This is a genomic window from Kitasatospora griseola (genome assembly GCF_014648555.1).
Lineage (GTDB): Bacteria > Actinomycetota > Actinomycetes > Streptomycetales > Streptomycetaceae > Kitasatospora > Kitasatospora griseola.
In genome coordinates this window covers 37,971-54,654 of sequence record NZ_BMRI01000006.1, presented here as the reverse complement: position 1 = coordinate 54,654, position 16,684 = coordinate 37,971, and the positions used below count along the sequence as shown (strand labels likewise).

17 protein-coding genes, 1 tRNA gene and 1 pseudogene are annotated in these 16,684 nt (G+C 73.6%); 8 read left to right on the top strand and 11 right to left on the bottom strand.

Going from position 1 to position 16,684, the window contains the following annotated elements:
- Window positions 1-1,040 (top strand): Tim44 domain-containing protein (locus IEZ12_RS09835; protein ID WP_229847382.1); only part of this gene is annotated, 1,040 nt, incomplete at its 5' end.
- A 128-nt stretch (window positions 1,041-1,168) separates the two neighbouring features.
- Here IEZ12_RS09835 and IEZ12_RS40550 read toward each other — a convergent pair.
- The 8 genes and pseudogenes from IEZ12_RS40550 to IEZ12_RS09800 form a co-directional block, all read right to left on the bottom strand.
- Window positions 1,169-1,423: pseudogene (locus IEZ12_RS40550) on the bottom strand (phosphotransferase); the annotation flags it as partial.
- Window positions 1,424-1,748: 325 nt separating this feature from the next.
- Window positions 1,749-3,071: an aldehyde dehydrogenase family protein gene (locus tag IEZ12_RS09830; RefSeq protein ID WP_189271652.1), complete on the bottom strand. Its 1,323-nt coding sequence runs from the start codon at window positions 3,069-3,071 to the stop codon at window positions 1,749-1,751.
- Window positions 3,072-3,088: 17 nt separating this feature from the next.
- Entirely contained in the window at window positions 3,089-4,912 is a 1,824-nt protein-coding gene (locus IEZ12_RS09825) for an asparagine synthetase B family protein (protein ID WP_229847381.1), read from the bottom strand.
- Window positions 4,905-5,483 (bottom strand): hypothetical protein, encoded by a 579-nt coding sequence (locus tag IEZ12_RS09820; RefSeq protein ID WP_189271651.1) that lies wholly within the window; start codon window positions 5,481-5,483, stop codon window positions 4,905-4,907. Before IEZ12_RS09820 ends, IEZ12_RS09825 begins: the two co-directional genes overlap by 8 nt.
- Before the next feature lie 19 nt (window positions 5,484-5,502).
- Window positions 5,503-6,318: a hypothetical protein gene (locus IEZ12_RS09815; protein ID WP_189271650.1), complete on the bottom strand. Its 816-nt coding sequence runs from the start codon at window positions 6,316-6,318 to the stop codon at window positions 5,503-5,505.
- A 14-nt stretch (window positions 6,319-6,332) separates the two neighbouring features.
- Entirely contained in the window at window positions 6,333-7,412 is a 1,080-nt protein-coding gene (locus IEZ12_RS09810) for a hypothetical protein (protein WP_189271649.1), read from the bottom strand.
- On the bottom strand, window positions 7,409-8,554 hold the full coding sequence (locus IEZ12_RS09805; RefSeq protein ID WP_189271648.1) for a hypothetical protein: 1,146 nt from the start codon (window positions 8,552-8,554) through the stop codon (window positions 7,409-7,411). The genes IEZ12_RS09810 and IEZ12_RS09805 overlap by 4 nt, the downstream gene beginning before the upstream one ends.
- 120 nt (window positions 8,555-8,674) lie before the next feature.
- Entirely contained in the window at window positions 8,675-9,331 is a 657-nt protein-coding gene (locus IEZ12_RS09800) for a cupin domain-containing protein (RefSeq protein ID WP_189271647.1), read from the bottom strand.
- Window positions 9,332-9,435: 104 nt separating this feature from the next.
- Here IEZ12_RS09800 and IEZ12_RS09795 point away from each other — a divergent pair, with 104 nt between their 5' ends.
- Window positions 9,436-9,693, top strand: a complete 258-nt coding sequence (locus IEZ12_RS09795; protein ID WP_152644846.1) for a hypothetical protein — start codon at window positions 9,436-9,438, stop codon at window positions 9,691-9,693.
- 244 nt (window positions 9,694-9,937) lie between these two features.
- Here IEZ12_RS09795 and IEZ12_RS09790 read toward each other — a convergent pair whose 3' ends face one another.
- Window positions 9,938-11,335 carry an NADP-dependent succinic semialdehyde dehydrogenase gene (locus tag IEZ12_RS09790; protein WP_189271646.1) on the bottom strand — a complete coding sequence of 466 codons (1,398 nt, stop codon included), beginning with the start codon at window positions 11,333-11,335 and terminating at the stop codon, window positions 9,938-9,940.
- Window positions 11,336-11,405: 70 nt separating this feature from the next.
- Window positions 11,406-11,476: transfer RNA gene (locus tag IEZ12_RS09785), tRNA-Cys, on the bottom strand.
- A gap of 217 nt (window positions 11,477-11,693) precedes the next feature.
- Here IEZ12_RS09785 and IEZ12_RS09780 point away from each other — a divergent pair.
- Together IEZ12_RS09780 and IEZ12_RS09775 are read left to right on the top strand one after the other, a co-directional pair.
- A complete protein-coding gene (locus IEZ12_RS09780; RefSeq protein WP_229847422.1) occupies window positions 11,694-12,116 on the top strand; it encodes a helix-turn-helix transcriptional regulator in 423 nt (140 codons plus the stop codon).
- A 10-nt stretch (window positions 12,117-12,126) separates the two neighbouring features.
- Window positions 12,127-12,540, top strand: a complete 414-nt coding sequence (locus IEZ12_RS09775; protein WP_043907915.1) for a VOC family protein — start codon at window positions 12,127-12,129, stop codon at window positions 12,538-12,540.
- Window positions 12,541-12,660: 120 nt separating this feature from the next.
- Here the strand turns inward: IEZ12_RS09775 and sph are convergent, their stop codons facing one another.
- On the bottom strand, window positions 12,661-13,638 hold the full coding sequence (sph, locus tag IEZ12_RS09770; protein ID WP_189271644.1) for a sphingomyelin phosphodiesterase: 978 nt from the start codon (window positions 13,636-13,638) through the stop codon (window positions 12,661-12,663).
- 188 nt (window positions 13,639-13,826) lie between these two features.
- Between sph and IEZ12_RS09765 the strand changes: the two genes are divergently transcribed.
- The 4 genes from IEZ12_RS09765 to IEZ12_RS09750 all read left to right on the top strand — a co-directional run.
- Window positions 13,827-14,558, top strand: coding sequence for a Clp protease N-terminal domain-containing protein (locus tag IEZ12_RS09765; protein ID WP_100585482.1), 732 nt, complete (start codon window positions 13,827-13,829; stop codon window positions 14,556-14,558).
- A 135-nt stretch (window positions 14,559-14,693) separates the two neighbouring features.
- Window positions 14,694-15,314: a GNAT family N-acetyltransferase gene (locus IEZ12_RS09760; RefSeq protein WP_189271643.1), complete on the top strand. Its 621-nt coding sequence runs from the start codon at window positions 14,694-14,696 to the stop codon at window positions 15,312-15,314.
- A gap of 349 nt (window positions 15,315-15,663) precedes the next feature.
- The gene (locus IEZ12_RS09755; protein ID WP_189271642.1) at window positions 15,664-16,149 is read left to right on the top strand and encodes an effector-associated constant component EACC1; all 486 of its coding nucleotides are present in this window, start codon (window positions 15,664-15,666) and stop codon (window positions 16,147-16,149) included.
- Window positions 16,142-16,684: caspase family protein (locus IEZ12_RS09750; RefSeq protein WP_189271641.1), on the top strand; the 543-nt coding region annotated here is incomplete at its 3' end. The genes IEZ12_RS09755 and IEZ12_RS09750, both read left to right, overlap by 8 nt.

Here is a 16,684-nt window from a genome sequence, read left to right as displayed (position 1 = left end):
ACACGGTGTCGGACCGGACGGCGCACCGCGCGGACGAGCAGGCGAGCGAGCGTGCCGTCCAGGTCGGGGCCCGGGTCGATGCCATCGCCGACACGGATGCGACGTTCGATCGCGCCGCGCTCGAGCGCCGGGCCGTCTGGCTGTACACGATCGCCCAGCAGGCCTGGACCCAGAACGACCACGCCACGCTGCAGCAGATCCTGTCCCCGGTGCTCTACGGCAAGTGGGCCGACGAGCTGCACGACTACGCGTCGCGCGGCGAGGTCAACGTCGTGGAGATCGTCTCCGGCCCGGTGGTCGAGCTGGTCGACGTCGCGAACCGCGCGGGCGAGGTGAATGACACCGTCACCTTCCGGATCACCGCGACGCTCAACGACTACGTACGCCGCGACTACGGCCCGGACGCGGTGCGCAAGGACGACTCGACGCGCCCGGTCGAGTACTGGACGCTGCGCAAGAACCAGGCCGGAGAGTGGATCGTGTCGTCGATCGAGCAGGCGGCCGAGGGTGCGTACCACCTGACCAACGCCATCGAGACGGACGGCTGGGACCAGAAGGAGATCGCTCGCGAGGCGGTGCTGGAGGTGGCCGGGAAGACCGCGGTCAAGGGTGCGACCGACATCCTGTCGCTCACCAACATCTCGTGGAGCACGGACGCCGACGCCGCCGTCGGCGACCTGAGCGTGCTCGACGGCCGGTTCGACCGGGCGGTTCTCGAGGTCGCCGTCGAGCGGTTCCTGGAGGAGTGGGTCATGAACGACGGCAGCCTGGACTTCACGTCCGTGCGCACGGTCAATCGGACCGTCATGCGCAACGCCGTCGTCAAGTCGGTCACGGTGCGTTCGCTGGTCTCGCGAGACCCGATCGTCTTCCGGGTCGCGGTCGACGCGGAGGGCGTCTACTACGAGGTCGACCGGCGCAGCGAGCAGGTGCTCCGCGGTGACGCACGCGAGCGCAGGCCGATCACCTTCGCGTTCGATCTCCGACTGGACGACACGTCGACCAATGCGTGGACCGTGATCGCCACCAACGTGGAGTAGGCGGAGCCCCCGCCGACGGCCCGGCCGTCGGCGGGGCGGACCGGCGTCATTCCGGCCCGGGCCAGGATGGTGCGGTCGGCAGGGGAGAGACCGTACGCGTAGGCGGTGCGGGACTCGGAGGCGGCCGCGGTCGGGTCGAGGACCGGTGGCCAGCGGCGGGCCGTCATCGCCACGTCCCACACCGGTCGGCCGGGGGCGGCCAGGTCGAAGCCAATCAGCGCTGCCGCCGCGCCGGACCGGAACACCGCGTTCTCCACGCACACGTCGTTGTGGCGGAGCAGCGAACCGCCCTCCGGGTTCGCAACTCCCGTGACCAGCCAGCGTCCTGGTCGAACGGTGTGCGGGCGAAGGCGTCGTGCCGGCGGGCGCAGCAGGCGGCCCACCCACACCAGCGCCCCTCGTCGAGCGCCCAGGCCGGATCCGGCAGCACCGCGACGTCCCCGGACCGGAACGCCAACTGCTCACGCCTGCCCACCGGTTCACCCACCGGCAGCGGCGCGCCCGTGAACGCGCCCAGCCCGCAGCGCCCGCAGGAACCCGTGCCGGGCCCGGGCGTTCGGCCCGGCGGGCCGCTCGACCACCGTGCCGCGTCGCCGGACCGCAACGGCGGTGGCCCGCCCGCCGGTCAGCAGCTCGCCATTCGTTCCCCCGTACCCCGCGCTCCCGTGCGTCGTCGGGGAACACCGTGCCGTGACGGTGGGTTCGGCGTCAGACCAGTCGGGCCGTCACCGTCTTGGGTCGCTGGTACTCGCGCAGGGCGAGGGTGGACAGGTCGGTGCCCGCGCCGCTGGAGCGGCGGCCGCTGTGGGGGAGTTCGGCGGATTGGGCGAGGTGGCAGTTGAGCCAGACTTCGCCGGCGGAGAGACGGTCGGTGAGGGCGAGTCCGGTGGTGAGGTCGGTGGTCCAGACGGAGGCGGCGAGGGCCTGCGGGACGGACTCGGCGAGGGCGACGGCCTCGTCGAGGCTCCCGGCGCGCTGGACGGTGAGCAGTGGGCCGAACACCTCCTCGACCACGGCCGGGTCGTCGGCGGGCAGGTCGGCGAGGACGGTCGCGGGCCGCCACAGGCCGTCGGTGCGGCCGGGCGCGGTGCGGACGGTCTTCGCGGCGCTGGCGGCCACGATCCGGTCGTAACGGGCCGCCTGGTCGGGGTTGTTGAGCGGTCCGAAGTCGCGGCCCGCGTGGCGTTCGGCCATCGCGGCGGCGAGTGCGGCGACGGCGTCGTCGTACGCCTCGTCGAGGACGATGACCCGGGCGGGGACGGCGCAGCTCTGGCCGGCGTTGTAGGTGCAGGCGGCGGCGAGCTGCTGCCAGGTGTCGGCGGGGGCGTCGGGCAGCACCAACACGGGGCTGTTGCCGCCGAGTTCGAGGCTGACGGGGGTGAGGCCGGCGCGGGCGGCGATCTCGGCGCCCGCGGCGGGGCTGCCGGTGAAGGCGATCAGGTCGCAGCCGGAGCCGACCAGCAGCCGACCGGTGTCGCGGTCGCCCGGCAGGGCGGTCAACACGCCGGGGCCGAGGGCCTGTTCGGCGTGCGCGGCGAGCAGCAGCGCGGTGTCGGGGGTGGTCTCGGCGGGCTTCAGGACCACCGTGTTGCCGGCCGCGAGGGCGGGGGCGCAGCGCCAACCGGCCATCAGCAGCGGGTAGTTCCACGGCACGACGGCCGCGACCACGCCGACCGGCTCCCAGCGCACCCAACTCTGGTGCCCGGCCAGGTAGTCGCCCGCGGCGGGGGAGGTGCCGGCCCGCACCGCGCCGCCGTAGAACCGGAACAGGTCGGCGACCTCGGCGATCTCACCGGCCGCCTCGGCGACGGGCTTTCCGGTCCCGGCGCACTCGGCGTCCGCGTACGCGGAGGCGTGCTGCTCGATCAGGTCGGCGAGCGCGGCGAGCCTGCGGTGCCGCTCGCGCGGGGTGAGCGCCGACCAGCGGGGCCGGGCGGCGCGGGCGGCGGCCACGGCGGCCGACACTTCGGTGGCACGCCCGGGCGCGAGGGTGCGGCGGACGGTGCCGGTGCGCGGGTCGATCAGATTCATCAGTGGTGCTCCATCGGTCACAAGTCGTAGGCGCGCAGCCAGAGTTCGAGGGTGAGCAGCAGCCACAGCTTGCCGCCCTGGCGGGGCAGCAGCAGTCCGCCGCCGCGCATCCAGGTCTCCACCGTGTCCGCCCGGAACAGTCCGCGGGCGCGGGCCCCGGCACCGAGCAGCAGGTCGCCGGTGAGTTCGCTGAGCGGGCCGCGCAGCCACTGCTGCACCGGCACCCGCATGCCGCTCTTGGGCCGGTAGGTGACGGTGTCGGGAAGCAGGTCGCGGACCGCCTCCTTGAGGATCCACTTCTCCTCGGTGGCACGGAGTTTGAGCGCCGGCGGGGTGGCGAACGCGTGCTCCACCACCTGCCGGTCGAACAGCGGCGAGCGGCCCTGGACGCCCTGCGAGGCGGTCAGCCGCTCCACCTTGGTGAGGATGTGGTGGGCGCCCTTGGTGCGCAGGTTGCAGTGCAGCAACTGGTCGAGCAGCGACGGCATTCGGCGGTCCGTCAGGTACGGCGCGACGTGCCGGCGCGGGTGCGCGGCCGGGCCGAGCGCGTCCAGTTCGGCCAGCGCCTCGCCGGTGAGCAGCACCGGCAGGTCCTCCCAGCACTTGCGGTAGGTGTGCAAGTAGGCGTCGGCGCGGGCCTGTTCGGACGGGTCGTCGCGGAGCAGCTCGAAGACCAGCATCGCCAGGTTCTTCGGTCCGCCGAACACCGGGTCGCCGCCCTCGCCGTTCAGCGACACGGAGAGCCCGTCGCCGGCCACCGCCTCGGCGAGCATCAGGTTCGGCACCGTCAGCGGGTCGCCGACGGGGCCGTCCAGCAGGGCGACGGTGTCGGCGAGGCGCGCCGCGACCTGCTCGCCCGGCACCGTCAGCACCCGGTGCCGGGTGCCGCAGTGGGCGGCGACCAGGCCCGAGTAGCCCAGTTCGTTGGGCAGTTCGTTGCCGAAGCTGATCGAGTAGGTGTGCACCGGCCGGTCGTGCAGCCGGGCGGCCAGCGCCGTCACCAGCGAACTGTCCACCCCGCCGGACAGCAGCACCGCCACGTCCTGCCCGTCCGGCAGCCGCCGCGCCACCGCCCGCTCCAGCAACTCGCGTAGGCCCGAGGCGTACTGGTCGTCCGTGCGGTCGAGCGTCCGCGCCTGCGGCTCCCAGAACTCCTCGATGCGCACCGAGCCGTCCGCGCCCAGCCGGGTCACCTTGCCGGGCAGCAGTTCGGAGACCCCGCGCAGCAGCGTCTCGGTGCCCGGCAGGTAGGCGAAGGTGAGGAACGAGCGGACGGCGGCGAGGTCCAACCCGGTGTCCACGTCCGGGCGTCGGCGCAGCGCGCGGAGTGAGCTGGAGACCGCCCAGCCGCCGTCCCGGGTGCGGCAGTGGAAGGCGGTGCGGGCGCCGGTGTGGTCACGGACCAGCACCAGGTCCGGGCCGTCCAGCACCGCGAGGGTGAACATGCCGTCGGCCGCGCGCAACCCCTCCGGGCCGAGTGCCAGCCAGCAGCGCAGCAGCAACTCCCCGTCCGGCGTACCGGGTTCGGCGGGGCGCCCGGCGGCGGCCAGGGCGGCGTGCAGCTCGTCCCGGTTGTGCAGGGTGACCTCGCCGACCGCGGTGCGGCCGTCCACGGTGAACGGACCGTCCGCGAAGCCGGGCACGCCGGTCAGCAGCGCCGCCGAGACGGCCCGGCCGCCGGCCTCGAACGGGCCTGCCACCAGGCCGGATTCGGACGGGCGGCGGCCGTCGGCGGGCAGCGACAGCACGGTGTAGCGGGCCGGGCGGGAAGCGGTGCGGACCCCGGCGGACCCGGACCCGGACCCGGACCCGGTCGCGGCCGGGCGGTGCGACTCAGCCAAAGTCGTCCCCGTCCCAGGCGTCGCCGTGGGCACCGTGATCGTCCCCGCCGTCCCCGGCCGTGCCGAAGCCGCCGTGATCGTCGAACCCGTCGTCGAACCCGCCGTCGTCGCCGCCGTCACTGCTGCCGCCACCGTCACCGCCGCCGCCGTCGCCCGAGCTGCGGGCGCGCTCGGCCTCCCGGCGCAGCTCCTCCTCCTCGTCGGACGACAGCAGCTCCGGCGCGTACTGGACGGCCGCGATGCCCGCGCCCAGGCCGAGCGCGCCCAGCACCACGCCGAGCCGGCCCGGGAACGAGCTGCGGTTGACCAGCACGTACTGGCCCTGGCCCCAGACGGTGCGGCCGTAGCCGATGTCGCGCCCGTAGCCGGCCCGGCCGTCGGCGTGGGAGCGCTTGACCAGGTCGCGGCCGAGCCGCTCGTCGGTGCCGGAGTCGCCCCGGTCGTCGCGCCAGTGGATCCGGCCGTCGGAGCTGCGGCTGCGCCATTCGTTGCGGCCGTCGGAGTACCGGCGGTGCACCGTGCCGTCGGCCAACAGCTCGTCGCTGTAGGTGATTTCGGGTGGCTGGGTCATCGTCCAGAGTCCTCGGGGGTCAGGGCGTCGGCCAGGTCAGGAAACCGGTGTCGCGGGCCCGGGTGGGCGCGGCCGGGCGGGCGGGCGGAGCGAAACCGCCGCCGCGGACGGTGCGCAGCACGGTCCGCAGCAGCCGGGCCGGGCGGACGGCCGCCAGCTCGGCGACCCGGCCGCGGGCCAGCCAGGCCCGCTCGGCGGTCGGCAGCTCCGCGGGCAGGTCGTCGGCGTCGCAACGGGGCCGACCGGCGAGCGCGGCCAGGTGCAGGGCTGCGGCGTGGCGCGGCAGCAGGCCCATGGTGCGCACCCGCAGCCTCGGGCCGGCGTGCTCGCGCACCCGCCGGAACAGGTCGAGTCCGGCCGGCGAGGCGTCGTGCAGCACGTGCACCACCGCGTCCTCGGCGCGCTGCAACGCGGCCAGCAGCCGGGTGTCCAGCGGCAGCCGCTCCGGGGCGAGGATCGGGCAAGCCCCCTCCAGGTGCAGGCGGTTGGCGATCAGCATCGCGGCGATCGTCGGATCCTGGCAGACCAGCAGCCGGGGGAACGCGTAGTCGTACAGGTCGCCCTCCGGCCCCGGCCGGTGCGGACGGGGCGCCACCAGGTCGGGCAGCACGGGCAATTGGGGGTTCCGGGCGAGCGCCGCCGCGAAGCGCTCCGCCGACAGCAGCGGCCGGGTGGTGTAGCGCAGCCGGAGCGGGCCGCGGTGCAGCGGCAGCAGCGTGCGGTCCGTCTCGTAGTACAACTGCCGTGCGGTGAAGGCGAGACGGCCCGGATGGGCGCAGCGCTCGGCCGCTCGCCGGACGGCCCGGTCGAGCAGTCGGTCGGGTATCGGGGTCACGCCGCGTCCCTCCGTCATCGGGCACCGTCCGCAGGCCGGGTCCGTGCCGCCTCCGGCCAGGTGAGGAAGCCGATCCGTTTGGCGCGCCGCCGGGTCTCGGCAGCAGTCTCCACCGTTCGGGCCCGGGCGGCGACGGCGCGTTCGACGGCCTTCTCGGCCAGGGCGAGCAGCTTCGGCGGCGGCACGGTGATCAGCGGCGAGCGGAAGCCGGCCGTCAGCCACTCCCGTTCCCGGTCGGTCAACCGCTGCCAGCCCGGCGCGGCCGCCAGCGCCGCCGGAAGCCGTGGCCTGCTCGGGTCGCGCAGCCGCACCGCCCTCGCGGGCTCCAGCACCGCGCGCGGCGCGAGCCCGCAGTCCACCACCCGCCGGCCGGGCAGCGCCGACCGGATCACCAGCGTGCGGGCCAGCGCGGACAGCGACAGGTCGCGCAGCACCGCGACCGGCAGCGCGGCCGGGACCTGCGCCAACTCGTCTGCCAGCAGCACCCGGTGACGTTCTGCGAAGTTGTTGGCGTGCAGGAAGCCCGCCACGGCGGGGACTTCGCACAGCACCACGGCCCGGGCCTCGACCGCGCCTCCCGTCGGGCCGGCCGGTGGATGCTCGATCAGCCCGGTCGGCAGCCCGCCGTAGACCTCCCGCCAGCGGTCGATCACCTGGTACTGGAACCTGATCTCCGAAAGGCGCGGACGGAACGGCGCCCCGGCCCGCAGGCGCCACGCCGTGTGGAACTCCCGCACCGCGACCACCGCGCCCAGACCGGCGGCGAACAGCCAGACCTGCCCGTCGGCGCCGAGGGCGAACGAGCCGGCCGCCAGCGCGCCCGCGGTCACGACTGTGCCGATCACGAGGTGCCCTCGGTGCGCCTTCGGGCCCGGAAACCCGTGCAGGCGGCGCTCGTTGAGCCAGTACAGCTGCTCCACGGTGATCCGCAGGCGGCCGCCGGTGCCCTTGGCCACCAGCTCCCGGAACTTGAGGTCGTGCAGGCGGCCGGGCTCGGACTTCGGGTCCAGCGCGAAGGTCCGGCCGCAGCGCGAACAGCGGTGTCCGTGACGCTCGCGCCGCCCCACGCTCTCCCGGCAGTTCGGGCAGATCATCGCGCGCCGTCCGCGGGCCGGGCCGACGCGCCGTCCGCATGCCGGACCGACGTGGCGTCGGCGGGCGAGTGCGGCGCGGGCAGGGCCTGCGGCCAGCTGAGGAAGCCGATCCGCTCCGCGCGCCGCCGGGTCTCGGCAGGGTCCTCCGCCGCGGGGGCGGGGGCGGTGGTGGCACGTTCGACGGCCTTCTCGACCAGGGCGAGCAGCTTCGGCGGCGGCACGGCGATCAGCGGCGAGTACCAGCCGTTCGCCAGCCAGTCGCGCTCCCGCTCTGTCAGCCGCCGCCAGCCCGTCGACCCGCCCAGCGCCGACGGCGCCTGCCGCGGCCCCGTGTGGTCACGCAGTCGCACCGCCTTCGCCGGGGCGAACACCGCGCGCGGCGCGAGCCCGCAGTCCACCACCCGCCGACCGGGCAGCGCCGCCCGGACCGCCACCGTCCAGGCCAGTGCGGACAGCGACAGGTCGCGCAGCACCACGACCGGAAGATCGGCCGGGACCTTCGCCAACTCGTCGACCAGGAGCAGCCGGTGGCGCTCCGCGAAGTTGTTGGTGCGCAGGAAGGCCGCCACGGCGGGGAGTTCGCACAGCACCACGGCCTGCGCCTTGACCGTCGTCGGCTTCGAACCGTCCGGCGGGTACTCCACCAGCCCGGCCGGCAGGTCGCGGTGGACCACCCGCCAGCGGAAGATCACCCGGCGCTCGAAATCGCTCAAGGTCACCTGCGGCCGCATCGGAGCGTCGGCCCGAAGCCGCCGGGCGCCCCGGAACTGCTGCACCGCCAGGCCTCCGGCGACCAGCATCACCGGGCCCAGCAGGAACCAGCTGAAGCTGCCGATCCCGACCGCCAGCGAGCCGGCGATCACCGCGACCACCGCCAGCACGGCGCCGCCCACGTTGCTGCCGGCGCGCTCCTCGCTGGTCGGGAAGCGGTGCAGGCGGCGCTCGTTGAGCCAGTACAGCTGCTCCACGGTGATCCGCAGGCCGCCGGGGGTCCACTTGGCCACCAGCTCACGGAACTTGAGGTCGTGCAGGCGCCCCGGCTCCACCTTCGGGTCCAGCGCGAACGATTTCTTGCAGTTCGAGCAGGTGTGATTGGTGCGCTCGCGCTGGCGTCGGTCGGTCCGGCAGTTCGGACAGATCATCGGGCGTTCTCCCGGGTCATCGGGCGTGCTCGATCGGCGGATTGGTCGTCATGGCGGGTGATGCGGGCGAAGTGGTGCGCGCGGTTGGCGAGTTCGACGGAGGACGGACGGGCGTCGACGTCACCGGGAGTCCTCCAGGGCCGCCGCGATGCGGTGCAGCCGGTGCGCCAGGCGTTCCCGCACGGTCACCGTACCCACGCGCTGGCGTGACGTCACCTCGCGCAGCGCTGCCGCGAGTTCGTGCTGACCGCGCTGCTGGGCGACCTCCGCGGTGATCGCGTAGTCCTCGTGGTCGATGCCGTAGCCAGTGTTCGCGGCCAGGATCGCCAGCCGGTTGTCGCTGCGGTTGCCGAACGAGTGCGGCATCAGCTCGGGGATCCGGATCAGCGTGCCTGGCGCCAGGTCGACGGCCACCACCCGGCGGCGGTGCGCGTCGTACAGTCCGCAGGACGCCGGGCCGAGCGCCAGCACCAGGTGCTCGCCGCCGTGCGCGTGCGGGGTGAACGCGGTGTGCGGCGCGACCAGGCCCAGCTTGTAGGTGGCGTTCGACGGGCGTTCCGGCGAGGTCGCCGCGTCGCCGATGAAGTAGTGCGCGTACTGCTGCTCGTCGATGAAGCGCAGCAGCCCGCTGTCCGGGTCCTGCGGTCCGAGTTCCCGCGCCCCCGCGCGGTCGGCGCGCAGCACCCGGCCGTCCGGGCGCAGCCGGAACAGCTCGGCGCCGTCCGGCAGCGCGGACGCCTGTCGTTCCAGGCTGCGCAGCCCCCCGCGTATCGACACTCACGACCCCCTCGTCGGTGCTCGCGGCGATGCTACCCGGGCTGCCGGGTCCGCCGACCGGCGGGATACTCGAACAGATGGCCAACTTTTCGGAGGTGAGAGCCATGCCCGCGACTGCTGCCGGAGCCACCGGACCCCGTCCGGTGCGGGGGACGTACGCCTGGCTGACCGAGAAGCACAACTCCTCGCTGGTCTTCCTGCTGGCCCTCTCGCTGGGCCTGGCCCTGGTCGCCCCGCAGGTGACCCAACTCTGGCTGCTGATCGTGTTCGCGGTGGTGTGGGGGGTGACCGTGGTGGCCTTCGTCTCGCAGTTCTGGGGCCGCTACGAGCACGCCCATCCGCACCAGCCACGGCACGCCTGACCGGCCTCCGCCACGGCACGCCTGACCGGCCTCCGCCGGGACGCGCCCGACCGGCCTCCGCCGCGACGCGCCTGACCGGCCTCCGCCGCGACGCGCCTGACCGGCCTCCGGCACGGCACGCCCGACCGGCCTCGCCGCGCACTCCCGTCAACTCACGTACACATCACGTACACAACGGTTCGGGGCCCGTTCGGAAAGCGTTTTCCGAGCAGGCCCCGAACCATGTTGTGCGCGCTGCCGGCGGTCAGCTGCCGGACCACACCGTGGTGATGTTGCAGAACTCGCGGATGCCGTGACCGGACAGCTCGCGCCCGTAGCCGGAGCGCTTGATCCCGCCGAACGGGAACGCCGGGTGGGAGGCCGTCATCCCGTTGAAGAACACGCCGCCCGCGCGCAGGTCGCGCACACAGCGTTCCCGGTCGTCCGCGTCGCGTGTCCAGACGTTGGAACTCAGGCCGAACGGCGAGTCGTTGGCGATCGCCACCGCCTCGTCCAGGTCGGCGACCCGGTACACGGTGGCGACCGGGCCGAACGCCTCCTCGTGGTGGATCCGCATCCGCGGCGTCACGTCGGTGAGCACCGTCGGCAGGTAGTACCAGCCGTCGGCCAGCGCCGGGTCGTCCGGTCGTGCGCCGCCGCAGGCCAGGCCCGCGCCGAGCCGGACCGCGTCGGTGACCAGCTCCTCGACGTCGGTGCGGCCCTGCTCGGTGGCGAGTGGGCCGACCTCGGTGGACTCCGCCATCGGGTCGCCGACCGTCAACGCCCGCATCCGGGCGGTGAAGCCGGCCAGGAACTCGTCGTACACGTCGGTGTGCACGATGAAACGCTTCGCCGCGATGCAGGACTGCCCGTTGTTCTGCACCCGGGCCGTCACGGCCTTGGCGATCGCGGCCGGCAGGTCCGCCGACGGCAGCACCAGGAACGGGTCGCTGCCGCCCAGTTCGAGGACGGTCTTCTTCACCTCGTCACCGGCCACCCGGGCCACCGCGCGGCCCGCGCCCTCGCTGCCGGTCAGCGTCACCGCCGTGACCCGCTCGTCGCGGATCACCGCCTCCACCGCGCGGGAGGGGATCAGCAGCGTCTGGAAGCACCCCAGCGGGAACCCGGCGCGGACGAACAGGTCCTCCAGCGCGAGCGCCGTCCGCGGCACGTTCGAGGCGTGCTTCAGCAGGCCCACGTTGCCCGCCATCAGCGCGGGCGCGGCGAACCGGACCACCTGCCAGAACGGGAAGTTCCACGGCATCACCGTCAGCACCGGGCCCAGCGGCCGGTAGCGGACGAACGCCGACCCGCCGCCGGAGTCCACGACGTCCTCCGCCGCCGGGTGCTCGTCGGCGAGCAGCGCCTCCGCGCGGTCCGCGTACCAGTGCATCGCCTTCGCGCACTTGGCGGCCTCCGCCCGTGCCTGGGCGAGCGGCTTGCCCATCTCCAGCGTCATGGTGCGGGCCACCCGGTCGTTGCTCTTGTCCAGCAACTCGGCTGCCCGGTGCATCAGTTCGGCGCGTTGCGCGAAGGTGGTCAGCCGCCAGGACTCGTACGCGGACTGGGCGCGTGCCAACCGGGCCTCCACGGCGGCCTCGTCCAGCGGATCGAAGACCTCGACGGTGCGGCCGTCGGCCGGATTGACGGTGGCGATGGGCATCGGAAAACCACTCCTCCTTCGATGCCGCCCGGCCTCTTCCGGGCGGGGGCGGACCTCGAAGGGAGCGAGGAGGTGGAGACAGGAATCGAACCTATGTGCGCGGCCCTGCAAGCCGCTGCCTCGCCTCTCGGCCACTCCACCGGGCTCCCTCGCGTGATTCAGAAACTAGCAGCGGGCCAGGGCGCGATCAACGAAGCGACGCGCCGGAGTGTCGCCCTGACCACGGCTTTTGACGCTCGTTCAGGTCGTCGCGGTGTGATCACCGGGTGATCGACAAGCCGGGCGCACCGCCTTCGGCGCTAGCCTGGGCGGCGTGCAGATCGACGACCTGAAGCGGCTCCGCAAGGCCCGCGACACCATGGACCGCGACTACGCCGAGCCGCTGGACGTCGCGGCACTGGCCAAGGTGGCGCTGATGTCCGTCGGCCACTTCCAGCGCAGCTTCCGCACCGCGTACGGCGAGACGCCGTACAGCTACCTGATGACCCGTCGGATCGAGCGGGCGAAGACGCTGCTGCGGCGCGGCGACCTGTCCGTCACCGAGGTCTGCATGGCCGTCGGCTGCACCTCGCTCGGGTCGTTCAGCAGCCGCTTCACCGAACTGGTCGGCGAGAGCCCCAGCGCCTACCGGGCCCGCGACCACAGCGCCGCCGAGCACATCACCGCGTGCGTGGCGATGTACCTCACCCGCCCGATCCGCGGCACCGACACCGGGCGGCCGGGCACCGCCGCGGCGAAGGAGATCAGGAACGGAGAAGCGGAAGCCGACGCCGGTCAGTAGCGTCGGGGTCATGGACATCAAGCTTTCGCAGTGCTTCATCGCCGTCGACGACCACGACGCCGCGCTCGGCTTCTACCGGGACGCGCTCGGACTGGAGGTGCGCAACGACGTCGGCTTCGAGGGGATGCGCTGGGTGACCCTCGGCTCGCCGACCCAGCCCGACGTGGAGGTCGTGCTGGAACCCCCGGTCGCCGACCCGGGCGCCACCGACGCCGACCGGCAGGCCGCCGCCGAGCTGCTCGCCAAGGGCCTGCTGCGCGCCGTCAACTTCCGCACCGCCGACTGCGACGCGACCTTCGAGCAGATCCGGGCCTCCGGCGCGGACGTGCTCCAGGAGCCGATGGACCAGCCGTACGGGGTGCGTGACTGCGCGTTCCGCGACCCGGCGGGCAACATGGTCCGGTTCGCCCAGCCGCGCCGCTGAGACCTGCCGCGCTGCTGAGACCTGCCGCCGGTCCCTTCCGCGGACCCTGCCGAACGGGTGCCGTCCGGACTCCTCCGGGCGGCACCCGTCCGTGTGCCGGCCACTGCTGCCGGCGACCGATCAGCCGGCGATCACCGGGTAGTGGTCGGACAGGTCGGTGTACGTGTACGAGGTGCCCCAGCTGCTGACCGTCCACGGCGCGCTGTGGAATCGGTGCACGGTGTTGGTGTACTGCTGCGGGCGCGCGTGGTCGGCCCGGTAGAGGACGTAGTCCAGGTCCTCCTTGGGGTCGCCGGGGTAGCGGTAGGAGGCGATCGAGTTGTCGGCGGTGTCGAAGGAGTTCGCCCAGCCGTCGCGGGTGGTGGCCGGGGCCAGGTTGCCGTTGGACAGCAGTGCCGGGTACTCGCCGCCGTGCGAGTCGATGTTCAGGTCGCCGGCCAGCACGATCGGCTCGCTCGCCGGGATCTGCTTGGCGTCCAGGAAGGCCTTCATGGCGCGCAGCTGCTTGCCGCGGATGTCGGCGGCCTGGCCACTGGAGCAGCCCGAGTCGGTGGACTGCAGGTGGGTGCCGACCACGTGGGTGCGTTGGCCGTTCACGTCGATCTGCGCGTAGACGAAGCCCTTGTTGGACCACCAGTCCGAGCCGCAGGCGTCCTTGAAGACGTACTGCTCCTTGCGCAGGATCGGCCACTTGCTGAGCAGCACCACCCCGCCGTCCTCCGGCGTGGCACTGCTGTAGCTGCCGGAGGTGGCGTCCCAGCCGCTGGTGGAGCGGCCGACCACCGGGGTGTGGTGCGGGTACGCGGCCGAGGCCTTCGCGACCAGCGCGTCGGAGGTCGCGTTGTCGAACGCCTCCTGCAGCACCACCACGTCGTGGCCCTGGAAGAAGTCCGCGCCCGCGATGGCCTGCGCCCGGTAGGCCTGGCCCCAGTTCGGGTAGAGCGAGGTGCTCATCAGGAAGGTGTTGTAGGTGAGCACGTTCAGCGGGGCGACGGTGAGCGGGGCGCTCTCGGCGTGCGCGACGGCCTGAGGAACCGTCAACAGGGCTGCCGCTGCGGTGAGTACGGCGGCGAGGCGGGTGGTGCGGGTGGCGGGCATGGGGGCTCCGAGGGTGTCGGGCGATCGATGTTGTGCAGTCAACTGGGGTCCTTGTGACACGGACAAGACAGCGGACGGCGGGCGGGTGAACTCGACCGAAACAGCCCTACTGGCCGGTAGAAAACGGCCGGTACGGCAACTGTCAACCGACGGTTGACACTCTCGGACTGTCAACCTAGGGTTGCCTCATGGCTGACACCGCAGGAGCGAAATCCTCCATCCGGCTCGACGACCTGATCGAGGGCATCAAGAAGTCCTACCCCGAGGCGCTCGACCAGCTGTCGAACGCCGTCCTGGTCGCCGACCACCTCGGCGACATCGCCGACCACCTGATCGGCCACTTCGTCGACCAGGCCCGCCGCTCCGGCGCGTCCTGGACCGACATCGGCCGCAGCATGGGCGTCACCCGCCAGGCCGCCCAGAAGCGCTTCGTCCCCAAGGACCCCGGCGAGGTCACCGAGATCGACACCGCGCAGGGCTTCAACCGGTTCACCCCCCGCGCCCGCAACGTCGTGATGGCCGCCCACCAGGCCGCCAAGGATGCCCACAACGACGAGGTCCGCACCGAGCACCTCGTGCTCGGCCTGCTCGCCGAACCCGAGGGCCTCGGCGCCGCCTACCTCGCCACCCGGGGCATCGCCCTCGATGCCGTCCGCGCCGCCGCCGAAGCGGCCCTGCCGCCCGCCGTCGAGGACGCCCCCGAGCTCGTCCCCTACGACGCCGGAGCCAAGAAGGCCCTCGAACTGACCATGCGCGAGGCGCTGCGCCTCGGCCACAACTACGTCGGCACCGAGCACCTCCTGCTCGCCCTGCTGGAGCACGAGGCCGGCGCCGGCATCCTCACCGGCCTCGGCCTCGACAAGGCCGCCGCCGAGGCCGCCCTCCTCGACGCCCTCGCCCAACTCGCCCCCGACGCCTGACCCCTCCGAGACCCGGCGGGCCCGCCCGGGACGGGAGCGGGCCCGCCGCCCGGATGGTGAAACCCGGTTGACGGTCGGTCGCGGCGGGCGGTTCGCTGGCGATCACGATCGGCGGGCGGACGGAGGGGGAGCGGGATGGGGTACCGACTCGAAGGGCCGGTGCTGGAAGGCCGGTTGGTGCGGCTGGAGCCGTTGGAGCAGCGGCATGCCGGGGAGTTGGCGCGGGCGGTGGAGGAGGCCCGGGACAGTTACGGGTTCACCTGGGTGCCGCGGGCCGAGGAGGTCGCCGGGTACATCGAGGCGCAGCACGCGCGGGCCGCGGACGGGCGGCTCGCGCCGTACGCGCAGATCGCGGCGGCCAGCGGCCGGGCGGTCGGGGTGACGGCGTACTGGGAGCCGCGGACGCTGCCGGACACCGACGTGCTGTTCGCGGTGGAGATCGGGTTCACCTGGCTGGCGGCCTCGGCGCAGGGCACCGGCGTCAACGCCGAGGCGAAGCTGCTGCTGTTCCAGCACGCGTTCGAGCAGTGGGGCGTGGCCCGGGTGGACCTGAAGACCGATGCGCGCAACGCCCGTTCGCGGGCCGCGATCGCCGCCGTCGGCGCCCGGTTCGAGGGCGTGCTGCGGAGGTCGGGCCGGTCCTGGGTGCCCGGCGAGGACGGCGGGTTGCGGGACGCCGCGATCTTCTCGATCATCGACAGCGAGTGGCCGCAGACCGGGGCCGCCCTCCGCGAGCGGGTCGCCCGCTACACCTGATCGGTTGTCATCTGCCGTGCGGGGGCGGCGGGTTGGCCGGGCCGGGTGGCGGCGGGGGAGCGCCGCCCATGCCGGACGGGTTGCCGGACGGGGACTTCTGCGGGGCCACGGTGCTCCTTCTCGGACGGGCCGCGGGCGGGGCCGCGGGAACGGTGCCGTCCTCTGCTGAGTGCCCGACCGGGCGGCCGGCCATGCGGGCGGAGCGGCTCCGGCCGTCCGGTGTCACCCGTTCGTGTTCGAGAGGTCTCGGAGCGGCCTCGGAGATCCCGAACAACGCGCTGCGGCAAGGGTGTTGTGCCATCCTGCGGGCACGGGGGGAACGGGCGGACATCCTGCAGGGGGAGGCAGCGTGAGTCGAGCAGTGGAGCCGGTCGAGGTCGCTCTGGACTACGGCGACGGGAGCGCCGGGGCGGAGGAGATCGAGCGCGAGACGGAGTCCCTGATCGAGGAGATCGAGCAGTTGGGCGGCGTGCTGCGGCTGTCCCATCCGCCGGCCGGTCCCGCCCCGGCGGGCACCCGGGCCGGCGACGTCACCGCGTACAGCTCGCTGATCCTCGGGCTTGCGGGCGCGCCCGCCGTCCGTTCGCTGGTCCTGCTGGTCCAGGACTGGCTGGCCCGCCGGGCCTCCGGAACGGTCACCCTGCAGGTGGGCGGCGACCGGCTCGAACTCTCGGCCGGGTCGCCGGCCGAACGCCGCCGGATCGTCGAGGCGTTCCTCGCGCACCTGGAGAGCGCCGTCCGCGCCGAGCAGGCCGGGCCCGCCGCTCGCGCGGAGCAGACCGCTCGCGCGGAGCAGGCCGGGCCGGTGGAGCGCCCGGAGGGCTCCGATGGCTAAGCGCGCCCTGGTGCTGGCCACCGAGACGTACGAGGACGGCCGGTTCGCGCCGCTGCCCGGAGCCGCCGCCGACGGCGAGAGCCTGCGCACGGTGCTCGGCAACCCGGAGATCGGCGGGTTCGAGGTGGAGGTGCTGGTCAACCGCGACACCCGGAGCTGGCGGATGGCCATCGAGCGGTTCTTCGACTCCGCGACCGCCGAGGACACCCTGCTGCTGCACCTGTCCTGCCACGGCCGCAAGGACCGCCGCAACCGGCTGCACTTCGTGACCCGCGACAGCGAGCTCGACGCGCTGACCGCGACCGCGGTGGGCGCGGACTTCCTCGCCGACTGCATGGAGCAGAGCCGCAGCCGGCGCACCATCCTGATGCTCGACTGCTGCTACAGCGGGGCGTTCACCAAGGGCATGCGCACCCGCGGCGACCAGGAGGAGGTGGCGGTCAAGCAGACCTTCGACGGTCGCGGACGGGTCGTCATCACCTCCTCCACCGCCCTCCAGTACAGCTACGAGAGCGATCTGCGCAGCCGCCGCGAG